Here is a 21,809-nt window from a genome sequence, read left to right as displayed (position 1 = left end):
ACGCGAGGCTCGGAGGCCGGCGGCACCACAGAGTCGGTCACCGAACGGCGCGGAGCCCTGCGGGCACTCTTCGCCCTGAGCATCCCCCGACCCTTCGGGTCACCCCCGAACTTGCCCACGGACCAGCACCCCTACCGCGTCGGGCCACGACGAGCGGCCCGCCCCCGAATCGGGAGCGAGCTTCGCCGTGACACCCGCTCGGGCCCTGAGCAGGTGAGGCCGCACGCCGTTCGTGCAGCTGATTGACCGGACCCTCCTGAGTTCGCGCGGGGAGGGCAGGAACGCGCCGAGAGACTCGCTGTGAGCCGCTCAGGGAGGCCCAGGGATGTCGGCAGTCCCGACGCCCCTGGGCGACCCTCAGCGGCCCGCTGCGACGGCGTCCTCGGCCCGCTGGGCGAGCGCGAGCAGGGCGATCCCGATCTCGCGCGCCTGCGCGGCCGTGATGACGTCCTGTGCGCCGCCCTCGAGCCACACGCCGACCGGCTCGTCGGGCTCGTGACCGTCGTGGTTCTCGACGTCGGAGACGTACCCCTCGAGGGACCCTCCGCGGTAGGAGAGCCTGACGGGCGTGGACCGGTGGATCGTCCACACCCCGTCGTCGGTCGTGCACGCCTCGGAGTCGCACCAGGGTCGGTGCGTCGGGATCGACGTCGTGACGCTCATCGGTCCCTCCCCTCGAGAGCGTCCGCGCGCTCCCGCAGCGCCGTCGCAATCGTCCGAGCCTCGGAGGCCGTGAGGTGCCACTCGAAGTCGCCACAGGTGCTGTAGAGCACGACTGCCGGGTGCACGCGCGGCCCGGAGATCGCGAAGACCTCGAGCTCGGTGTCGTACCAGGTGCCGCCGGCATCCCATCGCGGCGTGAGACTGCTGACGACGTTCGTCGACTCCGTCTGACACCGCTGATCGTCGATGCCGCTCTCGTCGCCGTGCCCGTCGCCGTCGCGACACCAGGGCTGGCAGACGATCGGCGGGACTTTCGGGCGGGTCGTGGTGGTCGGCATGGTCTTGGTCCCCTCCGAGAGGTTCGGGACCGGAGTAGGACAGCACTTCACGAACCTGCGTTGTCGCAGGTCACGAATGGTTGGCCGGAGAATCCCCCATCCTCCGCCGACGGACCTGAGCCGCCCCGCCGATCACGATCGGCGGGGCGGCTCAACTCGTTTCTGGGCGGCTCCGCCCAGCTTCACCCGATCCCGCCGCCGACCTGTCCAGCTACCTCCGCGCCCGCGCCCGCCGATCGAGCAGCGCCATCACGAGGACGTAGACGACCCCGGCGATCAGCGAGAATCCGACGATCACCCACGGGTTCGTCGCCCCCGTCCAGCGGTCGGGGAAGAGCCACGCACCCAGCAGCTGGCAGGCGATCATCAGCGCAGTGAACACCGCGAACCGGGTGACGTTGGTCCTGGTCATGCGGCCCACCGTTGCCCGAGCCTGGACCTGTCGTCGACCCGCGTCCACGACCCGGTCACTGTGCGGCACCCCACTGTTCGCGCTGGTCGCAGTTGATAGATTGGCCGTTGCTCCACACGCTGGAAGTCCGTCGTCGTCGAGGGAGGCGAAATGACCGCCCAGTCCTCGCAGGCGCCCGTCCTCCTGCCGGTCCCGACGGTGCCGTCGGCCGCAGACCGTGGCACCACGCCCGGCACGCCGCTGCCGGCCGGCGCCCGCGGCCTGCCCGACCGGTTCGGCCGCCGCGCGACCGACCTGCGGGTCTCACTGACGGACCGCTGCAACCTGCGCTGCACGTACTGCATGCCGGCCGAGGGCCTCGACTGGCTCCCCACGCCGGACGTGCTGACGGACGAGGAGGTGGTCCGCCTCGTCACCATCGCCGTGCGCGACCTGGGGGTGCGCACGGTCCGTTTCACCGGCGGTGAGCCGCTGCTGCGGCGGGGCCTCGAGCACATCATCGCGGGCACCGCGGCGCTGCGGGACCACGACGGGAACAAGCCGGACATCGCGCTGACGACCAACGCCCTCGGCCTGGACAAGCGCATCGACTCGCTCGTCGACGCCGGCCTCGACCGCGTCAACATCTCGATCGACTCCCTCGACCGCGAGAGGTACGCCGCGGCCGCCCGCCGCGACCGGCTGCACGACGCCCTGAGGTCGCTCGACGCCGTCGACCGCGTGGGGATCCGACCGGTGAAGATCAACGCCGTCCCCCAGGCCGGCTCCTACCGCGAGGACGCGCCCGAGCTCCTGCGCTTCTGCCTCGAACGCGGCTATCAGCTGCGATTCATCGAGTACATGCCGATCGGCCCGCGGGAGTCGTGGAAGCGCGGAGAGGTCGTCACCGCCCAGGACCTGCGCGACGCCCTGACGGACGCCGGGTTCACCCTCACCCAGCGGCCCGGCCCCCGTGGTTCCGCCCCCGCCGAGGTCGAGGACGTCACGGCGCCGGGCCTGCCGGACGGGACGGTCGGCCTCGTCGCATCGGTGAGCGAGCCGTTCTGCGCGGCCTGCACCCGCACCCGCATCACCGCCGACGGCCAGGTCCGCTCCTGCCTGTTCGCCACGGAGGAGACCGACCTGCGCGGCCTCCTGCGCGACGGTTCCGACGACGCCGCCGTCTCGCGCCGCTGGCAGGAGGCCATGTGGGGCAAGCCGCGCGCCCACGGCTTCGGCACCGACGACTCCTTCGCCGCCCCGTCCCGCACGATGTCCGCCATTGGAGGCTGACGTGACCACAGAGGCCACGCCCACGACGACGACAACCCTCACGACCACCGTCCGGTTCTTCGCCGGCGCCGCGGAGGCGGCCGGCACGGGCACCACCACGGTCGAGGTCCCCGCCGGCGCGACCGTCGACACGGTCGTCGCCGCGCTGCGCGAGACCGCCGACGAGCGCCTGACCAAGGTCCTCGACGTCGCGACCTGGCTCTTGGACGGCCGCCGCACCGAGGGCTCCGCCGAGGTGCCCGCGGGCGCGACGGTCGACTGCCTCCCCCCGTTCGCGGGCGGCTGAGCGTGGCGAGACGCGTCGCCGCCGACGTCCTCGACACCCCGCTCGACCCGACGGCCCTGACCGAGGCGTGCGCGGACGACCGCTGCGGCGCCGTCGCGTCGTTCTCCGGCGTGGTCCGCGACCACGACGGCGGCCGCGGCGTCACCGGCATCGCCTACAGTTCCCACCCCGACGCGGCACGGTTCCTCGCGGAGGTCGTCGACGAGTTCCTCGACCGGCCCGGCATCCACGCCGTCGGCGCGCAGCACCGGGTGGGCGACCTCGCGATCGGGGACCACGCGCTGATCGCCGCCGTCGCGGGTGAGCACCGCGCCGAGACGTTCGCCGCCCTGGCCGAGCTGATCGAGCAGATCAAGTCCCGCGTGCCGATCTGGAAGCACCAGGCCTTCACCGACGGATCCACCGAATGGAGCGCCCTCCCGTGAGCCCCGCCCCCGCCCCGCTGCCGTCGCTCGAGATCCCGCTCGGCCGACCGCTTCAGCCCCTGCCGGCCGGCGCGTACGACCGGCACCGGCGCTCGCTGCTCGTCGAGGGCTACGGCGAGCGCGGGCAGCAGCGGCTCGCGGCGGCGCGGGTCCTCGTCGTCGGGACCGGCGGTCTGGGGTCGCCCGTCCTGTTCTACCTGGCGGCGATGGGCGTGGGCACGATCTACGTCTCCGACGCCGACGAGGTCGAGCTCAACAACCTCCAGCGGCAGTTCATCCACACCGAGGCCACCGTCGGCACCCTCAAGGCCGACTCGGCCGCCGCGGCGCTGCGGGCACTCAACTCCGAGATCGAGATCGTGCCGATGGGGCCGGCGACACCCGAGTCCCTCGACGCGCTGCGCGACGACATCGACCTCGTCATGGAGTGCTCCGACGTCTTCGCCACGAAGTACCTGGTCGGCGACTGGTGCGCCGCGAACGGGAAGCCGCTCGTGTGGGCGAGCGTGATGGCGATGATCTGGCAGGCGTCGGTGTTCTGGACGGCGCCGCCCGCCCCGTGGCGGCCGCTCGGCCTGCGCGACCTGCACGCCGAGGCGCCGGCGGCCGGCACCGTGCAGACCTCCCACGAGATCGGCGTGCTCGGCCCCGTCGTCGGGCAGGTCGCCTCCACCCAAGCCGTCGAGGCCGTCAAGCTCATCGTCGGGACCGGGTCGCCGCTCTTCGGACGGGTGCTCGTCGGGGACGCGCGCACGCAGCAGATCGACCAGCTCGAGTACGCGGTCCCTCGGGAGGACGCATGAGCCCGCTCGTCGACGTCGAGACCCACCTCGGCCGCATCCTCGACACGGCGCGCGGGGTCGTCGCCGCCCAGCCGGAGCGCACCCTCGAACGGGTGCCGCTCGGCGAGGCGCGCGGCCGCGTGCTGGCCGCCGACGTCGAGGCGCTCGCTCCGGTCCCCCCGTTCACCAACTCCTCGATGGACGGGTTCGCCGTGCGCGCGGCGGACCTCGCGGACCTGCCCGACGACGATCTCTCGCTCCCCGTCGACGGCGACGTCGCGGCCGGCGCGGTCGGCGCCCCGCTCGCACCCGGGACGGCGCAGCGCATCATGACCGGCGCGCCGATCCCCGAGGGGGCCGACGCCGTGGTCCCCGTGGAGGCCACCGACCACTCCCCCGGGCCCGGGCCCGCCCCCGCGCGCGTCCGCCTGTACGAGCGGCCGGTCGCCGGCGTGTACCTCCGCCACCGCGGGGAGGACGTGGCCGTGGGCGACCAGGTCCTCACCGCCGGCACCCTGCTCGGCCCGGCCCAGGTCGCCGCCGCGGCATCGGTGGGGCACAGCAGCCTGACCGTGGCGCGCCGGCCGCGGGTCCTTGTGGTCACGACCGGGGACGAGCTCGTCGCCCCGGGCGAGATCCCCGGCGAGGGCCACATCCCCGACTCGAACTCGCTCCTCCTCGCGGGGCTCGTCGCCGAGGCGGGCGGGACGACCGTGCACGGGCGCAGCCGGGACGACGTCGACGCCTTCCTCGCCACCCTCGATGCATCGCTGCCCGAGGTCGACCTCGTCGTCACCGCCGGGGGCGTCTCGGCCGGCGCCCACGAGGTGGTGCGGCAGAGCCTCGAGACTCGCGGCATCGACTTCCTCGGGGTCGCGATGCAGCCCGGCAAGCCGCAGGGCTTCGGGACGGTGGCCGACTCCACCGGACGGCGCGTCCCGGTGGTCGCGCTGCCCGGCAACCCCGTCAGCGTGTTCGTCACCTTCCACGTGCTCGTCCGCCCGCTCCTCGCGGTGCTCACCGGCGCGGACCCGGACCGGCGGACGTTCGAGGTCGTGGCCGGCCGCGACTGGCCGACGCCCCCGGGCCGGCGCCAGTACGCCCCGGTGGTCCTCTCCCGCGGGGAGGACGGGGAGATCCTCGCCGAGCCGCCGCACCCGCAGGGCGCCAAGTCGCACTTCGCCGCCACCCTCGCCCTGGCCGACGCGCTCGCGATCGTGCCCGCCGAGGTGGACGGCGTGCGGACGGGTGACCGCCTCGAGGCGTTCGGTGTCCGAGGATGGGGCGCATGAGCGAGCTGACCCACCTGCGCGCGGACGGCACGGCCTACATGGTCGACGTCACCGCCAAGACCCCGACCGTGCGCGAGGCGACCGCCGACGCCTCGGTGACCTGCGCCCCGGAGACGATGGCCGCGCTTCGCGCCGGTGGCGTCCCCAAGGGCGACGTGCTGGCCGTCGCGCGCATCGCCGGCATCCAGGGGGCCAAGAAGACCCCCGAGCTGCTGCCCCTCGCGCACGTCATCGGCGTGCACGGCGCGAGCGTCGAGCTCTCCCTCGAGGAGGACCGGGTGGCGATCCGCGCGACCGTCCGGACGGCCGACCGAACCGGCGTCGAGATGGAGGCGCTCACCGCCGCGACCGTCGCCGCACTCACCGTGGTCGACATGCTCAAGGGAATCGACCGCACGGTGGCCATCCGGGACGCGATGATCGTGGCCAAGTCCGGCGGGCGGTCCGGGGACTGGGTGCGGCCCGAGGGCTGATCCGCGCCCGAGGCCGGGCCACGCCGGCGGGGCTCAGGCCCCGCGCGCGGCGGGCGAACGACGCGGAGGCTGAGGCCCGCGCGAGGCCGTGTGCTCGGGCGACTCCCGTCAGGACGCTGCAGCCCGCACCCGGCTTCGCACCGGGACTTCGGCCGGACCGTGGATCGGCGTGCTCAGCTCGCCCAGCGGCAGGCCGCTGCCGCCCCACCGTGCGGCGACGATCTCCGCGCCGATCGAGACCGCGGTCTCCTCGGGCGTGCGCGCGCCGAGGTCGAGCCCGATCGGCGACCGCAGCCTGGCGAGCTGGCCCTCGGTCACGCCGTGCTCGCGCAACCGGGCGTTGCGGTCCTCGTGGGTACGCCGGCTTCCCATCACCCCGATGTAGGCGGCGTCGGTCCCGAGCGCCTCGAGGAGGACGGGGACGTCGAACTTCGGGTCGTGCGTGAGGACGCAGAGCACCGTGCGCTCGTCGAGGCCGGTGGCCGAGGCCAGGTAGTCGTGCGGCCAGGCGCACACGACCTCGTCGGCGTCGGGGAAGCGTGCGCGGGTGGCGAACACCGGCCGGGCGTCGCAGACGGTCACGCGGTAGCCGAGGAAGGTGCCGAGCCGGGCAAGCGCGCCGGCGAAGTCGATCGCGCCGAAGACGATCATCCGGGGCGGTGGTGCGTAGGACTCGACGAACACCGTGACGTCCCCTTTGCGCCCCTCGCCGTCCCGTCCCAGGTGGATCGTGCGGGTGGCACCGTTCTGCAGGAGGCCGAGCGCGTCGCTGACGATCGCCCTGTCGAGGAAGTAGTTCCCCGTCGATCCGTGCCGCTCACCGTCGACCATGAGCATCGTGGTCCCCGGCCGCTGGCCGTCGACCACGGTGGCGACGACGGCGGGTGTCCGCGCATCGACCGCCTCGGCAAGACGGGCAACGACATCGTCGGACGGGTCCACCCGGCGCACGAGGACCTCGAGCTCGCCCCCGCACGTGAGCCCGACGGCGAACGCCTCGTCGTCGCTCACCCCGTACCGGACCACCTCGGCGACCCCGGTCTCGAGCGCCTCCTGGCAACGCAGGTAGAGGTCGCCCTCGACGCAGCCCCCGGACACGCTGCCGACGACACGACCGTCCGCGTGCACCGCCATCGACGCACCGGCAGGCCGCGGCGACGACCGCCACGTGTCGATGACGGTGGCGATCGCGTACGGCTCGTCCCAGCCGCGCACGGCGTCGAGGATGTCCTTCATCGCGCTCTCCTTCTGTCGGCCACGACAGGTAGCCCTGGGCAACACATCCTACCTAACAGACCATCCGAACCGGATGGTTGCAGGAAGTGAAACCGCCGTCGAGTCAGTCCGATGACGTGTGGGCCTCACCGGTGGCGTCGCTCTCGCTGCCGCCCAGGCGGCGCAAGCTCGTGGCCAGCAGATCGACGAACTCGTTCTCGGCGTCGGTGGGCGGCCGCGCCGGGTCACGGACCCCGACGATTCGCCGCATGATGGGCGGTGTCAGGCGATAGCGGCGCACTCCACTGTCCGCGTTGATCCGGCTCAACGGCAGAATCCCGCACAACGGGAGCTTTTCGATCAGATCGAGTATGAGCCCGAGGTCATCGATCTCGATGAGCGGTCGAAGCGCGAGGCCCCGTGGTCCGAGCACACTGTCGACGATCCGACGCAGCCCATGCCTGCCCGATGGGACAACAAGAGGTGCGCTCGCGAGCCACGGGAGCGGGATGGGATCGGCTACCGGGGGCGGCGCTCCCTCACCGGCCACGAGGCACAGTTCCTCATCGACGAGTTCGCGGCCGACGAGCCCGTCGTACCGGAACGACTCGTTGATGATCACTGTGTCGAACTCGCCCGCCCGGAGCCGCGTAACGAGATCGGCGCTGAAGCCCGGAACGATCTGGAGGAGAACATGCGGGTGGTCGGGGACGAATGCCTCGACGGCACCGAGCAGAGCCCGGTCCGTTGCACCTGAGATCACACCGATGCGCAGAACCTCTGTCTCGGCACTCACCGGCGTCGACACAAGTTCGCGCGCCGCATCGAACTGGTCGAGCAGCGGAGCGAACGTGTTGTACGCCCGGCGCCCCTCGAGGGTGGGGACCATCCCTCGAGGGGTACGCTCGAACAGGTCGTGACCCAGTTCGTGCTCGAGCTTCGCGATCTGCGCCGACAGCGCGGGCTGAACGATGCCCAGGCGTTGGGCCGCACGGGTCACGGTTCCCTCGCGCACCAGGCACGTGAAGTACTTCAGCTGTCGCAGCTCCACAACGTTGTCGGCCCCCTTTCCGGGCGGTACCTATGAGGTAGCGCGAGGCGCGGAGGACTCTCGCTCAGCTTCGACCGAACCGCCACCACCCCCGAAGCTCGCCTCGCTGCGCGGGCCGTCGGCGACCGAGTCACCGCCTCGCCGCATGCGGGAGCCGATCTCCGCCACAGTCATGACGACAAGAGGGACAGCGATGGCGACATAGGCGTTGTCGACACCGAAAGGGTTGCCCGCCAGGAACCAGCCCACCGTCGCGATCAGCGCGCCCACGATGCTGACGAGCGCACCGTTTCGGCTCCCGAAGCGGGGTGCGTAGAACATGAGCAGGACGAGAACGGCGAGGGCCGAGCGAAGCGCCTTCCCCAGGAACGTGACCGCGAGGACATCGCTGGCGTAGAGCGCAAGGATCATGGGCACGATGCCCACGACGACAGTGGCGACGCGGATGAAGACCACGTCCTTGCGCGGGTCCTCGTCCCGGTTGAGGAACGGTCGGTAGAAGTCCTTCAGCAGGAGGGTCGAGATCGCGAGTGTGATCGCGCTGATGGTGCCGAGCAGCGCGGCAACCAGTCCCGAGATGACGATCCCTGCCGTCAGCGCGTGCATGTTGACGACGAGTTCCGGCAGCGCCTGCAACGAGTCGATCTCCGGGAAGAGGACGCGCGCGCACATGCCGGCGATGGCCGCGCAGATGCCGTAGGGAATGAGCATGAGGGACGAGTAGACGCTCGACCACTTCGCCTTCTTCTCGTCCCCCACCGAGGCGATCGCCTGAATGATGTACTGCGTGGCGAAGGTTGCCCCGGCACCGGCGATCATCCAGGCGACGATCTGCCCCAGGCCCACCCCGGTGACGTCGAAGAACTGGTCAGGCAGCTGCGCTCGAAGCTCTGCGAGGCCCCCCACGCGCCGCAACGGAAGGACCGCCGCCAGCACGATGCCCGTCAGCATGACGAGCGCGTGCACGACGTTCGTGTAGACGACCGACCGCATACCTCCCACCGCCACGTACAGGACGGCAAGACCTGCGGTCACAACCGTGGCAGTCGTGCGGTCGACATCGAGCAGGCTCGTGAAGACCGCACTACCACCGGCGAACACGGCAACGGCCACGGTGCCAAGGGCCACGATCATGATGATCGACGTGGCCAACCGAACGCGCTCTCCGTACCCGTGCTTGAGCACGCCCGAGATGGTGTTCTGCCCCAGCGACTTGTACTTGTGCGCGAGGAAGAACGAGAACAGGACGAACCCGATACCCAGCGCTACAAGGTTCCAGGCAGCCGAGATCCCGTACTCGTAGGCCCCCTGGGCGGTCCCCATGCTGGCGCTCGTACCAATGAACTCCGAGGCCATGAGAAGACCGATCAGAATGGCCGGAAACGTCTTTCCGCCCGTAGTGAATCCCTCTGCATCCTTCGATGACCGACGCACCGCAAAACTGATCACCACGGTGACCGCCAGATAAATTCCGGTGACGCCAAGAACAGCAGTTTGAAAACTCATCCGAACATCCCGTCGTTAGACTCGCGGGACCCACGCTGGCCCCGTCGTCCATGCATTTCAGGTGATGAGGACGTTACGGGCACCGGTTCCGGTAATCCAATACCCATTGGCGATCCAGATCATCACGATCCGTGATACCTTTCCGCACGCAATTGCCGGAATCGCGATCGCCCACATTCTGGTGAATTCTCGGTGGACTGATCATCCGTGTGAGAACGAGTTCCAGGTGCCCGGTCGGAAAGACCGGGCACCTGGACACGGACTACAGGGATATGTGGACGTGCTTGACCTCCGTGAACTGCTCGATGCCCTCGACGCCACGGGTGCGGCCGAGGCCGGACATCCCGTACCCGCCGGACGGTGTCTCCGCGTAGGAACGGTTGTACCCGTTGATCCACACGGTGCCTGCCTTGACGCCACGCGCAACGGCGAGCGCGTGTCCGGCGTCGCGGCTCCACACCGAGGCGGCGAGCCCGAACGGTGTGGCGTTGACCAATTCCAGCGCACTCGCCTCGTCGCGGTACGACTCGAGCAGGAGGACCGGGCCGAAGATGTCGTCTTGGACGAGCACGGAAGCCGGATCGACATCGGTGACGAGTGACGGGGAGAGGAAGTACCCGGCAGCACCGTCGGGGTGGACCTGCTCCCCGCCGACGACGACGGTCGCGTCACGCCGAGCTATGTCGACGTACGACTCGACTTTCTCGAACGCGGCCTGCGAGATGAGCGGGCCGAGGTCCGCGGACGGGTCCCGGGGGTCGCCGACCGTCAGACCGCTCACAAGCTCGGTGAGCCGCTGAGACACCTCACCGATCTGGTCCTCGTGGACGAGCACACGGGTACATGCCATGCACATCTGTCCCGCAGTCGTCACCGAGTTGCGTGCCGCCAACGCCAGCGCCTGGTCCAGGTCCCCGTCCGGGAGTACGAGCATCGCGGCCTTGCCTCCGAGCTCGAGCAGTGGCCGGGTCATCGTCTCGGCGGCATCGCGAAGGACCGCCTGACCGGCACCGGTCGAACCGGTGATGGCTACGGCAGCGGTGCCGGGGTGGCGGACGAGCGCCGATCCGACCTCGGCACCGCCCGGGAGGCACTGGAGGACGTCCCGATCGATACCGGACTCGTGACCGAGCCGGACGATCCGCTCGGTGACGTGAAAGGTCTGCGGGCTGGGCTTGACGAGAGCGGTGACCCCTGCGGCGAACGCTGGTGCGATGTCCCGGAGCAGGAGCAGGACGGGCCAGTTCCACGGCGTGATGAAGACCGTTGGCCCGACGGGCTCGCGCACGAGGTGGGACTCGCTACCGTCCCACAGCGATCCCGCACGCCCCAGCGGCAGACGGCACAGTCCCGCGTTGAACCGCAGCGAATCGATGCTGCCGGCCACCTCGGCACCGGCCTCGGCGGCGATCTTCCCGGTCTCCCGGATCAGCTGGTCGACCAGGTCGTCCCGCTCCGCCTCGATCCGGTCCGCCCACGCGTGCATCGCGGCCGCACGCGCCTTGTGGTCCCGTGCCCATGCGCCTCGGCCGGCGGCGACGGAGGCGGCGACGGCCTCGTCGATCTCGGCCGGCGTCGCGTCTCCGGGAATCTCCACCTCGGTCTGCTCGACCGGCAGGAGGACCGAGGTCATGCGAACACCCCACCGCCGTCGACGATGACCGTCTGGCCGGAGACGAATCCCGAGTCCGGGCCGGCGAGCCACATGACGGCACTCACGAGGTCATCGGGCAGCATTGCCCGCTGGATCGAGCGGGTCGATGCCACGCGCTGCATGTACTCGTCCGTGTTGACCGCACGCGACCCCGTGTCGTCGACCAGACCCGGCGAGACGGCGTTGACCGTGGTACCCGCAGCGCCCAGTTCCCGCGCCGCAGCACGGGTCAGACCCTCGACGGCTGCCTTGGAGGCCACGTAGTGGGCGAATCCGGCAGCACCGTTGCGGGTGACGACAGAGGCGACGTTGACGATCCGGCCTCCTCCCCCGTCCGCAAGAGCCGGGGCTGCGGACCGGATGGCCTGCCACGTGCCGACCACGTTGACTCGGAGCACAAGCTCCCAATCCTTGTCGGTGAGCTCCACGAGCGGCCGCTTCGGGCCGAGCCCGTGGTAGATCGCAGCATTGTTGATCAGTGAGTCGAGCCGGCCAAACTGCTCCGTCGCCGTTCGGACCGCCGCGTCCATGTCCGCCGCAACGGTGATGTCGGCGGGCACGAACACCGCCTGTCCCGCGCCGAGGCCGTTGGCCTCGGCGACGGCCGCCTCGGCAGTGTCAGCCGTGCTCTTCAGGTCGGTGGCCACAACGTTGGCGCCCGCGCGGACGAGCTCGGTCAGATAGGTCCGTCCAATGTCGCCGGCGACTCCGGTGAGCAGGACCGATCGGCCCTCGTAGCTGTCTCCCATGATGTACTCCTTGCTTCTCGAGGATGTCGGTCAGTCGCTGGTCTCGATGGCTCCGCGAGTCTCCGGGCTGCGCACGACCGCGATGATGAAGACGAGCACGGAGGCGGCAACGAAGATCATGAGTCGGGACGGGATGTCGCTCGTCTCAGGACTCAGGAGCGTGACGAAGGTGGGCAGCAGGCCGCCGAGCATGAATCCGGTGTTCCACGACACCGCAGTGCCGCGGGAACGGATCTCGGTCGGGTAGCGCTCGTTGAGGAAGATCATCACCGGTGCATATGCGGCGTTCGCGATGGCCGCGAGGAGGCAGCACCACAGGAGGATCGCCACGGTTGAGCTCGGGTCCGTCTCGGAGATAATCCAGAGGATGAGCGGCAGGGCGACGAGGTTGATGGCGCCGATGACGATCATGGTGCGGCGCCGGCCGAAGTTCTCGCTCAGGTGGCCCGCCCCGGTGGCAGCGACAACCACGATGAGGCTGGCGGCGAGGAGCACCCATCCACGCGTGTCGGCCTCCACCGGCGTGACGACGTCGAGGTAGGTGGGCAGGAAGCCAGAGGTGAGGTAGTACTGGGCGCCCGCACCGGCAGCGACGGCAATGTTGAGCAGGGTGATCTTGCCGTACCTCCCGGTTACGAGATCCTTGAAGCTGAGCGGCTTCGTCGCGACCTTGCCCGAGGCCTTCGCCTCCTTGGCAGCCAGCCAAATCGGTGACTCCTCGACCTTGCGGAGCACGAAGAGGCTGAGGATCGCCCCGAGAAGACCAGTGAAGAACATGTAGCGCCAGCCGGTCTCAATGAACTCGTCACCCGGAAAGATGGCACTGATGACGATGAAGGCCACGCTCGCCATAGCTGCGCCGAGACCGGCGCCACCGCCGCCGATGAGCCCGGACATCATGCCGCGGTACTTCGGCGGGACGCTCTCGGTGCCGAGGGTGTGCGTCACGGCGGTCACACCGCCGACAAAGATGCCCTGGATGACGCGCAGGACGAGGAAGATGATCGGTGCGACGAGGCCGATGGTGGCGTAGGACGGGATGAGTCCCATCGCCGCGGTCGAGAGGCCCACGCCGGCCAGGACGAGGACCATGATCCGCTTGCGGCCGACCTTGTCCGCCCAGCCGCCGAACACGGCTGCGCCACCTGGGCGCATGACGATACTGACGGCGAAGGACACGAAGACGAGGGCGAGACTGAGCGTCTCGCTCTCGACCGGGAAGATCTGCGCGCCGACCGGTCCGGCGACGTAGAGCAGGATGAAGAGGTCGAAGAGGTCGAACGCCCACCCCATGACCGAGGCAAAGGCTGCGGCGAGCGGGCTGCGCCCGGTACCGGCCTGTGCCGACGAGTGTGTCGTGCTGTTCATCGAGACCACCTTTGGTGCCAATAGATGCAGTTGACGTGCGTGGTGTAGGAGGGGGCGTCGTGACTCGCCCGGCTGTCAGGAGTCGTCGCGGCGCACGAAGTCCTTCGGCTCGAGGACGAGCGAGGTGACGACTCCGATGACGAGCGACCAGAAGGGCGCCGAGATGTGGAACAGGGTCAGTCCGCTCATGGCGACGACGAGTGCGACGAGCGCTCCGATCTGGAAGCGCTTGTCCCGGAAGCTCGACTGGAACGCCTGGAGCAGCACGCCGATCATGGCCAGTCCGGCGAGCGCCGCGGTGAGCTCGGGCGGCAACGTGCTGACTGCCCCGACCGCCACGCTGGCAAGCACACCGAACAGGACGAAGAGGATGCCGTTGACGACGGCGGCGGCGTAGCGACCGTCCTTGTCCTCCCCCGCCTGCTCCGAGGAGCAGATCGCGGTCATGGGCCCCGCGATGTTCGCGTTGTGGCCGCCGAAGAGCGGCGCGAGGATGCCGCCCACTCCACTGATGATCGTCATCGAGTTGAACGGCGGCCGGTACCGCTCGACCATGAGGACACCCATCGCCTGCGCGTTCTCTGCGCCGATGACGAGCAGGGCGAGCGGGACGCCGACGGCGAGGATCGCGCCGAGGCTGAAGGACGGCATGACGAGCTCGGGAGCGGTGAGCACGAGCCCGCCCGGCAGCGGCGTGAACGATCCGGTGATCGCCGCGGCGACCGCGCCGAAGACGAGCGCACCGACGACGCCCGGGACCTTCTTGATGAACCGCGAGAGCAGCAGGTACCCGACGATGGCCGAACCGACGACAACCGGGAGCGCCTGGGCGGCGTCGACCACCCCGGTGCCGAACCTGATGAGCGCCCCGGCGATCATCGCCATGACGATCGGGAACGGGAGCCAGGTGGCGACCTTCCGCACGAGGCCCGTCAGTCCGATGACGAGGACGATGACGCCGGCCGCGATGAACGCTCCGACCATCTCCCCGAACGTGTAGTCGGCCAGCGCTGCGACGACGAGGACAGCTCCCGGGATGCTGTACGCCCCAACGATCGGCAGCTTGTAGTACAGCGCCATGACGAACGAGATGAGTCCGCCGAAGACGTAGATGCCGAAGATCCACGACGAGATCTGGACATCCGTCAGGCCGTTCGCCTGGCCACCGTTGATGACGATGAGCGCGGGACCGGTGCAGCCGAAGATGGCAGCGACGAACGCGGCGCCGATGGTCGAGATGTTGAGGTGCTTGGGCAGGTCGCGCAGACCGGACGCGAAGCCGGGCCCACCTTCGACGAGAGTTCGCTCGACGACGGTGGGTGTGGGTTCCTGATCGCGCTCCTGCTCGTGGATCGTCATGATGCGCTGGACTCCTTCGTCTCGACACGCAGCTGGTAATCGCCGGCCAGGAGCTTGCGGCGCAGGATCTTCCCGACAGGGCTCTTGGGGATGGCGGAGATGACGAGGACCTTCTTGGGCCTCTTGTACTGCGAGAGGGGAGCCTCGTTCCGGCTCCACTCCTGGAGCTCGGCCGCGAAGGCGGTCGGGTCGACCGCCTCGTCGCTCGGCACGACGAACGCGGTGACGGCCTGGCCCCACTTCTCGTCCTTGAGACCGACGACGGCGACCTCGGACACGCCGGGGTGGCGTGAGAGGACGTCCTCGACCTCGATGGGGTGGACGTTCTCCCCGCCCGTGATGATCATGTCGTCGACCCGCCCGTCGACCCAGAGGTCGCCGTCGGCGTCGATGTGCCCGAGGTCGCCGGTGTGGTACCACCGCCCACGGATCGACTTCGCGTCCGCGTCGGGTCGCTTCCAGTAGCCCTGGAACGCCTCGTCGGAGTCGAGTGAGGCGACGATCTCTCCGACGACGTCGACGGGCAGCTGCTCGTGGACGTCCGTCGAGCCGGGATCGACCACGCGGAGGCGGGAGTAGAGCCCGGGACGGCCGGCGCTGCCCGGCTTGCGGGCGGCCTTCTCCTCGATGGCGAAGGTGTAGACCTCGCTGGAGCCGTAGTGGTTGACGAACACCTCGGGCTCGATGGCCTTCTCGAGCTGCTCGCAGAGGGTCGACGTCATCGCCGCACCTGCGAAGGCCAGCTTCCGCACGGATCGCCCGACCCGGTCGAGCTGCCCGGTCTGCGCGAGGGCCCAGAAGGCGGTCGGCACGAGGTAGAGGGCCGAGATCTCCTCGGCCTCGATGAGCTCGACAGCCTTCGGGGCGTTGTAGACAGGCATCTCGACGAACGTGCCGCCGAGGATGAGCATCGACTGCAGCGAGCGCAGGCCCATCGTGTGGTACATCGGCATGGCGCCGAGCATGGACTCGCCGTACTGGTAGCTGCACTGCATGACGTGCGCGGCAGAGGCGGCGAACTCATTGCGCTGGGTGCGCGGCACACCCTTGGGCTTCGCCGTGGTCCCGGACGTGTAGAGCATGACGGCCGGGTCGTCCTCGGTGACGACGATGTCCGGGGCCTCGCTACCCGCGGCGGCGACCACGGTCTCGAAGTCCTCGGAGCCGGCCAGCACCTCGGAACCGGCGTGCAGGAGGATCGGGGCGACGGTCGCCATCCCGAGGGCCTCCTCGGCGACGGCCCGGGCAAGGTCGTCGACGACGACCACCTTGGGCTCGGCGTCATCGAGGCAGTAGGCGAGCTCAGGCCCGGAGAGCCGGATGTTGAACGGGGTCGAGAGCACCCCGAGCTTCTGCAGGGCGAGGTGCGTCGACGCCATCACCTCCGAGTTCGACAGGAACATCGCCACCCGGTCGCCCGGCTGCACGCCGAGCGCCAGCACGGCGTTGGCGATCTGATTCGTGCGCTCGTCCCACTCGCGATACGTCATGCGCCTCGACCCCGCGAAGCCGAGCCGGTCGGGGAACCGCTCCGCGGTCCAGGCGAGCGTGCGTCCGATCTCCATCGATCAGTTCCTCCTCGTGATGCGGTTGACGACGCCGCGCAGGCGCGCGGCGGTGAGCTGCGTGACCATGGCGATCGCGCTCGGTGGTGCGGTGGTGACGGGCTCCTCGCCGCGCGCCGTGGCGTCCAGCGCGCGTGTGAACTGCCCGAACATCTCTCGACTCACGTCCCCCGCGAGGGACCGCCCGAACTGGGCGATCCGTCCTGTCATGTGAAGGTCGGCCTCGGCATGGACGGCGCTGCCCTCACCGTCCGGCGAGACGGAGAGGAGGACCTCGGCCTGCACGTTCCCGCCGCCCGCGTCCTCGGCCTGGGCGAGCGCGACGATCCGTCGGTCGGTCTCGTCCCGCTCGGCCACGTGGATGTCCCCGACGAAGGCGAGCTTGACCGGGCCGAGCGCCACACGGATGCGGCCCTTGTAGCGGTCGTCCCCGAGGTCGGCGACGAGCTCGGCGCCCGGCAGGCAGCGGGCGAGCCGATCGGTGTCCGCCATGACGGCCCAGAGCTCGTCCGGGGTGGCCCGGACCTGCTCGTCGACCTCGATCGCCACGGTCGGCTCGGTCTGCGGCATACGGATCTCGACGGGACCGGTGTCCTCGTCCTCCGCGTGCTCCGCGGCGGCGGACGCACGCCCGCCCCCGTTGTCGCGTGGGAGGAGCGCGGCTGAGGCGCAGTTGCGGGGCGCCGGGACGCCGTCCGGATGCTCCTCGGCGACCTCGGCGACCGCGTCCATGATGTTGCGATACCCCGTGCAGCGGCACAGGACGCCGGACATCTTCTCCGGCAGCTCCTCGCGGTCGATCCCGGGCTCGTGGTCGAGCAGGTCGTAGGCGCTCATCAGCTGGCCGGGCGTGCAGAACCCGCACTGGAGCGCGTGGTGCTTGCCGAAGGACTCCTGGAGCGGGTGGAGGTCGTCCGGCTTGCCGAGGCCCTCGACCGTCATGATCTCGGCGCCCTCGAGCTGGCAGGCCAGGAGGAGGCAGGCCCGCGCGGCGTCGCCGTCGACCACGACGGTGCACATCCCGCACACCCCGTGCTCGCAGCCGATGTGCGTGCCCGTGAGGCCGAGGTGGTCGCGCAGCGCGTCCGAGAGCGTGACGCGGGGCGCGACGTCGACGGTGGCGGGGCGGCCGTTGACGGTGAAGGAGACCCGTAGGGTCTCCCCCGCCTCGACCCTGAGGGTCTCGGACGCAGCTTCCTCCTGTCGCCCGGAGCGGCCGGTGAGGCGGTCGAGCGTGGCGGACAACGGGCGTGGGGGGTTCATGCGGCGACGCTCCGGAGGGTCGAGGTATATGCGCGGGCCAGCTCGCGGGCGGCGAGCGTGCGGACGAGCCGACGCCGGTAGGCGGGCGACCCGCTCGAGTCGCCCCCGGTCGTCACGACGTCGGCGGCCATGGCGTCGGTCGCCTCGGTCAGCCGGGACGCCAGGTCGGTGGCCGAGCCGTCGGAACGCGTGATGGCCTCGGCCAGCGCGGGGCCGAGGTCCCGGCGCTGCGGGCGATCGGAGACACCGAAGCTCGTGACGTGGGCGTCGCGGATCTCGCCGTCGCGGATCCGCACCCGGACACCGACGCCCGCGAGGGCGAAGTCGCCGTGCCGGCGAGCGACCTCGGAGAACCCGAACCCTTCGCCCCGCCCCGGCAGGGGCATCCGCACCGAGGTCACGACGTCGGTCGGCCCCAGCGCCGTCGTCATCGCGCCGACGAAGAAGTCGTCTGCCGCGACCTGGCGCCGGCCGTCCGGCCCCGCGACGTCGAGCGTGGCGCCCAAGCACAGCGCGACCGCCGGGAGCTCCGACGAGGGGTCGGCGTGTGCGAGCGAACCGCACACCGTGCCCCGGCTGCGGATCTCCCGGTGGCCGATCCACGGGAGTGCCTGGCTGAGCAACGGGACGGTGCCTCGGTACTCACGCTCGATGCGCCGCTGCCGGACGGCCGCCCCGATCCGCAGGACGCCGTCGGACACACCGACCTGACCGAGCTCGGGGACCTGGGTGATGTCGACGAGGGTCCCCGGCCGGCCGAGCCGCATCGCAAGGACGGGGACGAGCGACTGTCCACCGGCGATGACCTTGCCGCCGCCCTGCTCGTCCGCTGCGACGAGCTCGGCGACGACGTCCGCCAGCCGGGTCGGACGGACGTAGGCGAAGGGGGCGGCCTTCATGTCAGCGGCCCTCGAAGACCGGCGAGCGCTTCTCGGTGAACGCGGCGACGCCCTCGGCGAAGTCGTGGGTCGCGCGCAGCATCGAGTACGACTTGCGCTCGAGCTCGACACCGGTGGCCAGGGGGCCGTCGATCCCGCGGTCGAGGACCTCCTTGGCGGTGCGCAGGGCGACCGGCGAGTAGCCCAGCAGCGTCGACACGATGCGCTCGACCTCGGCCTCGAGCCCGTCCCGGTCCTCGGACACCGACGCGAGCAGGCCCCAGTCGAGACCCTGCTGCGCCTTGATCCGCTCGGCCGTGAGCACGTGGTACTTGGCCCGCGAGAGCCCGATGAGGCGGGCGAGCCGCTGGGTCCCGCCGCTGCCCGGCATCATCCCGAGCCGCATCTCGGGCAGCGCGAACTCCGAACGCGCGGTCGCGAGGCGGATGTCGGTCGACAGGGCGAGCTCGAAGCCGACGCCGAAGCAGTAGCCGTCCACCGCGGTGATGACGGGCTTGGGCGAGCGCGCCGGCGCGGTGATGTCCTGGCCGAGGTCGGTGAGGTCGAACGGCTCGACCTCCATGAAGCCGGCGATGTCACCGCCCGAGGTGAAGTGCTCGCCCTCGCCCCGGATGACGACGACGCCGATGTTCTTGTCGGCGTCGATCTCGGCGAACCGCTCCGCCATGAGCGCGCGGGTCTCCATCGTCACGATGTTGAAGCGCCCGTGGTCGAGCGTGAGGTTGGCGACGCGGCCGTCGTGGCTGCGCTCGAGTCGGATGTCTCCACCGGTCAGGGGCATGTCGGCTCTCTTCCTTCGTGGGTCAGCGGGAGGTGGTCAGCAGGTCGTGGATGACGTTGCCGTGGAGCGGGAGGCGCGAGATCTCGACGTCGTGCTCGGACAGCGCGTCCTCGACGGCGTTGGCGACCGCGACGGGGAAGCTCATCGAGCTCCCCTCGCCGGAGCCCTTCGCGCCGAGGCGGGTCACCGGGGACGGCGTGACGATCCGGTTCCCCACGAGGGGGAACATCGCCTCGGCCGACGTCGGCACGAGGTAGTCCATGAACGTCGAGGTCGGCTGGCCGGACTCGGTGTAGGCCATCTCCTCGTAGAGCGCGCCACCGAGCCCGTGGACGATCGCGCCGTGCACCTGGCCCTCGATGAGGAGGGGGTTGAGCACGGTCCCCGCGTCGTGCACGCCGGTCACCTTCTCGATGGAGATCTCGTAGGTCTCCGGGTCGATCCGGACCTGGACGAGCTCGGCCACGAATCCGTAGCACAGCGAGGAGTTGACCTGGTCCGTGCGCGAGGGGGCCTTCGCCTCGGGCGGGGTGAAGGCCGCCTCGGCGTAGAGGGACGCGTCCACGCCGTCCGGCAGCGAGCCCGGGTCCCAGTGCACGACCCCCGCCGCGTGGCGGAACTTCACCGACCGGTCGGGCTCGGCAGCCACGCGGACGAGGCCGTCGGCGAGCTCGAGCTCGTGCGGCTCGGCCTGGAGGAGGACGCTCGCGGCCACCTTGATCGAGGCCGAGATCCGGTCGGTCGCCTCGACGATCGCGGAGGTCAGCAGCGGCGAGAACCGCGAGGAGTAGCTGCCCGAGGTCACTGTCCACGGGGTGCTGTCGGTGTCCATGTCGACCTTGGGGACCACCTGCTCGAGCGGCAGGCCGAGCTGGTCGGCGACGACCTGACGGGCGACGGTCGCGTGCCCCTGACCCTGCGGGACGGTGCCGAGGAGGACCGAGACCACCCCGAACGGGTCGACCGTGACGCGGACGTGCTCGGTCGACCCGGACTTGTCCCGCCCCGGCGGGCGGTCCTCCGCCGGCGTCGCGAGGCCGACGTAGCCGATGTTGGTGGCCGAGGGCTCGACGACGAGAGCGACCCCGCTGCCGACGAGCTCGCCCCGGGCCCGGGCCTCGGCCTGCTCGGCGCGCAGCTGCGCGTAGCCCGTCGACTCGAGCAGCATCTCGACGGCTCTCTCGTAGTCCCCGGAGTCGTAGATGCCGCCCGTCGGCGTGGCGTACGGGAACGAGCCGGTGCGCACGAGGTTGCGGCGCCGCAGCTCGACCGGGTCGGTACCGGTCGTGCGGGCGATCTTGTCCATCACGCGCTCGAGCCCGAAGTAGAGCTGCTGGCCGCCGAAGCCCCGGTTGAGCCCGGTGGGCGTCTTGTTCGTGACGACGGCGCGGGACCGCAGCCGGACGGCGTCGATCCGGTAGGCCCCGGTGATGTTGCCGAAGCAGCGGTAGAGGGTCGCGGGTTCCGGGGGTCGGAGGTAGGCGCCGACGTTCTCGGTGAAGTCGACGTCGAGCGCCTGGACCATCCCGTCGGCGTCGATGGCGGCGGAGAAGCGCATGAGCCGGTCCGAGCCGGCCGAGCTCGCGAGCAGGTGCTCGTTGCGGTCCTCGGTCCAGCGGACGGGCCGCCCCGCGTGCCGGCTCGCGAGGGCCATGAGCGCGATGTACGGGTAGATGCCGGCCTTGATGCCGAAGCTCCCCCCGTTGTCCTCGGGCACGATCAGCCGGAGCTGGGCTGGCCCGATCCCCAGCGCACCGGACAGCACCGGCACCATCGAGAACGGGCCGTGGAAGTTGGAGTAGGCGGTGACGCGCGGCCCGTCGGCCTCGTCCCGCCACTCGGCGATCACCGAGTAGCACTCCATCGGGGTCGACGAGTACCGCGGAAAGCTGTACTCGCCGGTCACCACGCGCGCGGCGGCGGCGAACGCGTCGTCGACCTCGCCGAACGTGAAGGTGCGATCGCTGGCCACGTTGCTCTCCGCCGTGTCGTGCAGCAGCGGCGCACCCGGCTCGAGCGCCTTCGCGGTGTCGACCACGGCGGGCAGGAGCTCGTAGTCGACCCGGACGAGCTCGGCGGCGTCCTCCGCGGTGTACCGGTCGGTCGCGACGACGACCGCGACCGGCTCACCGACGAACCGCACCTTGTCGGTGCCCGTCGGGTAGTAGGGCATCGGGGCGCGGAGCGAGAGCGGGAACGGCTTGAGCGCCTCGAGCACCTCGTCGGGGCCGATGACGGCAGCGACGCCGGGGTACGCGCGCGCCCGCTCGAGGTCGACCGACCGGATGTACGCGTGCGGATGCGGACTGCGCACGACCGCGGCGACGAGCGTGCCGGGCAGCGGGTCGAGGTCGTCGAGGAATCGCCCGCGGCCCGTGAGCAGCGCGGGGTCCTCGAGGCGCGCGAGGCCCTGCCCCACGAACTTCTCCCGTCCCGGCTCGTCCCCGGTCATCGCA

21 protein-coding genes are annotated in these 21,809 nt (G+C 70.6%); 6 read left to right on the top strand and 15 right to left on the bottom strand.

Annotated elements, in window-relative coordinates; genetic code table 11:
* Positions 1-357: 357 nt before the first annotated feature.
* From ACPYO6_RS08060 to ACPYO6_RS08050, 3 genes are all read right to left on the bottom strand, one after another.
* Positions 358-663: a hypothetical protein gene (locus ACPYO6_RS08060; RefSeq protein ID WP_425714342.1), complete on the bottom strand. Its 306-nt coding sequence runs from the start codon at positions 661-663 to the stop codon at positions 358-360.
* Positions 660-1,001: a DUF6907 domain-containing protein gene (locus ACPYO6_RS08055; protein WP_425714341.1), complete on the bottom strand. Its 342-nt coding sequence runs from the start codon at positions 999-1,001 to the stop codon at positions 660-662. Before ACPYO6_RS08055 ends, ACPYO6_RS08060 begins: the two co-directional genes overlap by 4 nt.
* Positions 1,002-1,212: 211 nt before the next feature.
* Complete coding sequence (locus ACPYO6_RS08050; protein WP_425714340.1) at positions 1,213-1,413, bottom strand: hypothetical protein; 201 nt, start codon at positions 1,411-1,413, stop codon at positions 1,213-1,215.
* A 150-nt stretch (positions 1,414-1,563) separates the two neighbouring features.
* Between ACPYO6_RS08050 and moaA the strand changes: the two genes are divergently transcribed.
* Genes moaA through moaC form a run of 6 tightly spaced genes read left to right on the top strand, consistent with a single transcriptional unit; the run spans position 1,564 to position 5,943 of the window.
* A complete protein-coding gene (gene moaA, locus ACPYO6_RS08045; protein ID WP_425714339.1) occupies positions 1,564-2,685 on the top strand; it encodes a GTP 3',8-cyclase MoaA in 1,122 nt (373 codons plus the stop codon).
* Between the two features lies 1 nt (position 2,686).
* Complete coding sequence (locus ACPYO6_RS08040) at positions 2,687-2,971, top strand: MoaD/ThiS family protein (protein WP_425714338.1); 285 nt, start codon at positions 2,687-2,689, stop codon at positions 2,969-2,971.
* A 2-nt stretch (positions 2,972-2,973) separates the two neighbouring features.
* Positions 2,974-3,396, top strand: coding sequence for a molybdenum cofactor biosynthesis protein MoaE (locus ACPYO6_RS08035; RefSeq protein ID WP_425714337.1), 423 nt, complete (start codon positions 2,974-2,976; stop codon positions 3,394-3,396).
* The gene (locus ACPYO6_RS08030) at positions 3,393-4,199 is read left to right on the top strand and encodes a HesA/MoeB/ThiF family protein (RefSeq protein WP_425714336.1); all 807 of its coding nucleotides are present in this window, start codon (positions 3,393-3,395) and stop codon (positions 4,197-4,199) included. The genes ACPYO6_RS08035 and ACPYO6_RS08030 overlap by 4 nt, the downstream gene beginning before the upstream one ends.
* Positions 4,196-5,470, top strand: a complete 1,275-nt coding sequence (gene glp / locus ACPYO6_RS08025; protein WP_425714335.1) for a gephyrin-like molybdotransferase Glp — start codon at positions 4,196-4,198, stop codon at positions 5,468-5,470. Before ACPYO6_RS08030 ends, glp begins: the two co-directional genes overlap by 4 nt.
* Entirely contained in the window at positions 5,467-5,943 is a 477-nt protein-coding gene (gene moaC, locus ACPYO6_RS08020; RefSeq protein WP_425714334.1) for a cyclic pyranopterin monophosphate synthase MoaC, read from the top strand. Before glp ends, moaC begins: the two co-directional genes overlap by 4 nt.
* 108 nt (positions 5,944-6,051) lie before the next feature.
* Here the strand turns inward: moaC and ACPYO6_RS08015 are convergent, their stop codons facing one another.
* The 12 genes from ACPYO6_RS08015 to ACPYO6_RS07960 all read right to left on the bottom strand — a co-directional run bounded on the left by ACPYO6_RS08015 (position 6,052) and on the right by ACPYO6_RS07960 (position 21,805).
* Positions 6,052-7,179 (bottom strand): XdhC family protein, encoded by a 1,128-nt coding sequence (locus ACPYO6_RS08015; protein ID WP_425714333.1) that lies wholly within the window; start codon positions 7,177-7,179, stop codon positions 6,052-6,054.
* Positions 7,180-7,282: 103 nt separating this feature from the next.
* On the bottom strand, positions 7,283-8,209 hold the full coding sequence (locus ACPYO6_RS08010) for a LysR family transcriptional regulator (protein ID WP_425714332.1): 927 nt from the start codon (positions 8,207-8,209) through the stop codon (positions 7,283-7,285).
* A 30-nt stretch (positions 8,210-8,239) separates the two neighbouring features.
* The gene (locus tag ACPYO6_RS08005) at positions 8,240-9,715 is read right to left on the bottom strand and encodes a sodium:solute symporter family protein (RefSeq protein ID WP_425714331.1); all 1,476 of its coding nucleotides are present in this window, start codon (positions 9,713-9,715) and stop codon (positions 8,240-8,242) included.
* Between the two features lie 262 nt (positions 9,716-9,977).
* Positions 9,978-11,348 carry an aldehyde dehydrogenase family protein gene (locus tag ACPYO6_RS08000; protein WP_425714330.1) on the bottom strand — a complete coding sequence of 457 codons (1,371 nt, stop codon included), beginning with the start codon at positions 11,346-11,348 and terminating at the stop codon, positions 9,978-9,980.
* On the bottom strand, positions 11,345-12,118 hold the full coding sequence (locus ACPYO6_RS07995) for an SDR family NAD(P)-dependent oxidoreductase (protein WP_425714329.1): 774 nt from the start codon (positions 12,116-12,118) through the stop codon (positions 11,345-11,347). The genes ACPYO6_RS08000 and ACPYO6_RS07995 overlap by 4 nt, the downstream gene beginning before the upstream one ends.
* Positions 12,119-12,148: 30 nt before the next feature.
* The gene (locus ACPYO6_RS07990) at positions 12,149-13,486 is read right to left on the bottom strand and encodes an MFS transporter (RefSeq protein ID WP_425714328.1); all 1,338 of its coding nucleotides are present in this window, start codon (positions 13,484-13,486) and stop codon (positions 12,149-12,151) included.
* Between the two features lie 75 nt (positions 13,487-13,561).
* Entirely contained in the window at positions 13,562-14,845 is a 1,284-nt protein-coding gene (locus ACPYO6_RS07985; protein ID WP_425714327.1) for a benzoate/H(+) symporter BenE family transporter, read from the bottom strand.
* Positions 14,842-16,410: a class I adenylate-forming enzyme family protein gene (locus ACPYO6_RS07980; RefSeq protein ID WP_425714326.1), complete on the bottom strand. Its 1,569-nt coding sequence runs from the start codon at positions 16,408-16,410 to the stop codon at positions 14,842-14,844. The genes ACPYO6_RS07985 and ACPYO6_RS07980 overlap by 4 nt, the downstream gene beginning before the upstream one ends.
* A gap of 3 nt (positions 16,411-16,413) precedes the next feature.
* Positions 16,414-17,673: a 2Fe-2S iron-sulfur cluster-binding protein gene (locus ACPYO6_RS07975; RefSeq protein ID WP_425714325.1), complete on the bottom strand. Its 1,260-nt coding sequence runs from the start codon at positions 17,671-17,673 to the stop codon at positions 16,414-16,416.
* Complete coding sequence (locus ACPYO6_RS07970) at positions 17,670-18,572, bottom strand: FAD binding domain-containing protein (protein ID WP_425714324.1); 903 nt, start codon at positions 18,570-18,572, stop codon at positions 17,670-17,672. The genes ACPYO6_RS07975 and ACPYO6_RS07970 overlap by 4 nt, the downstream gene beginning before the upstream one ends.
* A gap of 1 nt (position 18,573) precedes the next feature.
* Positions 18,574-19,353, bottom strand: coding sequence for an enoyl-CoA hydratase/isomerase family protein (locus ACPYO6_RS07965; RefSeq protein ID WP_425714323.1), 780 nt, complete (start codon positions 19,351-19,353; stop codon positions 18,574-18,576).
* A 22-nt stretch (positions 19,354-19,375) separates the two neighbouring features.
* A complete protein-coding gene (locus ACPYO6_RS07960) occupies positions 19,376-21,805 on the bottom strand; it encodes a xanthine dehydrogenase family protein molybdopterin-binding subunit (RefSeq protein ID WP_425714322.1) in 2,430 nt (809 codons plus the stop codon).
* Between the last annotated feature and the right edge of the window lie 4 nt (positions 21,806-21,809).

Source organism: Georgenia sp. Z1344, assembly GCF_049856295.1.
In the GTDB taxonomy this organism is placed as follows: Bacteria; Actinomycetota; Actinomycetes; order Actinomycetales; family Actinomycetaceae; genus JB111.
Note: the sequence above shows the minus strand (reverse complement) of the source record. Positions and strands in the feature narration are given on the sequence as shown.

Coding starts and splice junctions, on each gene's coding strand:
- ACPYO6_RS08060 (WP_425714342.1), bottom strand. CDS start 663: ATGAGCGTCACGACGTCGATCCCGACGCACCGACCCTGGTGCGACTCC.
- ACPYO6_RS08055 (WP_425714341.1), bottom strand. CDS start 1,001: ATGCCGACCACCACGACCCGCCCGAAAGTCCCGCCGATCGTCTGCCAG.
- ACPYO6_RS08050 (WP_425714340.1), bottom strand. CDS start 1,413: ATGACCAGGACCAACGTCACCCGGTTCGCGGTGTTCACTGCGCTGATG.
- moaA (WP_425714339.1), top strand. CDS start 1,564: ATGACCGCCCAGTCCTCGCAGGCGCCCGTCCTCCTGCCGGTCCCGACG.
- glp (WP_425714335.1), top strand. CDS start 4,196: ATGAGCCCGCTCGTCGACGTCGAGACCCACCTCGGCCGCATCCTCGAC.
- moaC (WP_425714334.1), top strand. CDS start 5,467: ATGAGCGAGCTGACCCACCTGCGCGCGGACGGCACGGCCTACATGGTC.
- ACPYO6_RS08015 (WP_425714333.1), bottom strand. CDS start 7,179: ATGAAGGACATCCTCGACGCCGTGCGCGGCTGGGACGAGCCGTACGCG.
- ACPYO6_RS08005 (WP_425714331.1), bottom strand. CDS start 9,715: ATGAGTTTTCAAACTGCTGTTCTTGGCGTCACCGGAATTTATCTGGCG.
- ACPYO6_RS08000 (WP_425714330.1), bottom strand. CDS start 11,348: ATGACCTCGGTCCTCCTGCCGGTCGAGCAGACCGAGGTGGAGATTCCC.
- ACPYO6_RS07995 (WP_425714329.1), bottom strand. CDS start 12,118: ATGGGAGACAGCTACGAGGGCCGATCGGTCCTGCTCACCGGAGTCGCC.
- ACPYO6_RS07990 (WP_425714328.1), bottom strand. CDS start 13,486: ATGAACAGCACGACACACTCGTCGGCACAGGCCGGTACCGGGCGCAGC.
- ACPYO6_RS07985 (WP_425714327.1), bottom strand. CDS start 14,845: ATGACGATCCACGAGCAGGAGCGCGATCAGGAACCCACACCCACCGTC.
- ACPYO6_RS07980 (WP_425714326.1), bottom strand. CDS start 16,410: ATGGAGATCGGACGCACGCTCGCCTGGACCGCGGAGCGGTTCCCCGAC.
- ACPYO6_RS07975 (WP_425714325.1), bottom strand. CDS start 17,673: ATGAACCCCCCACGCCCGTTGTCCGCCACGCTCGACCGCCTCACCGGC.
- ACPYO6_RS07970 (WP_425714324.1), bottom strand. CDS start 18,572: ATGAAGGCCGCCCCCTTCGCCTACGTCCGTCCGACCCGGCTGGCGGAC.
- ACPYO6_RS07965 (WP_425714323.1), bottom strand. CDS start 19,353: ATGCCCCTGACCGGTGGAGACATCCGACTCGAGCGCAGCCACGACGGC.
- ACPYO6_RS07960 (WP_425714322.1), bottom strand. CDS start 21,805: ATGACCGGGGACGAGCCGGGACGGGAGAAGTTCGTGGGGCAGGGCCTC.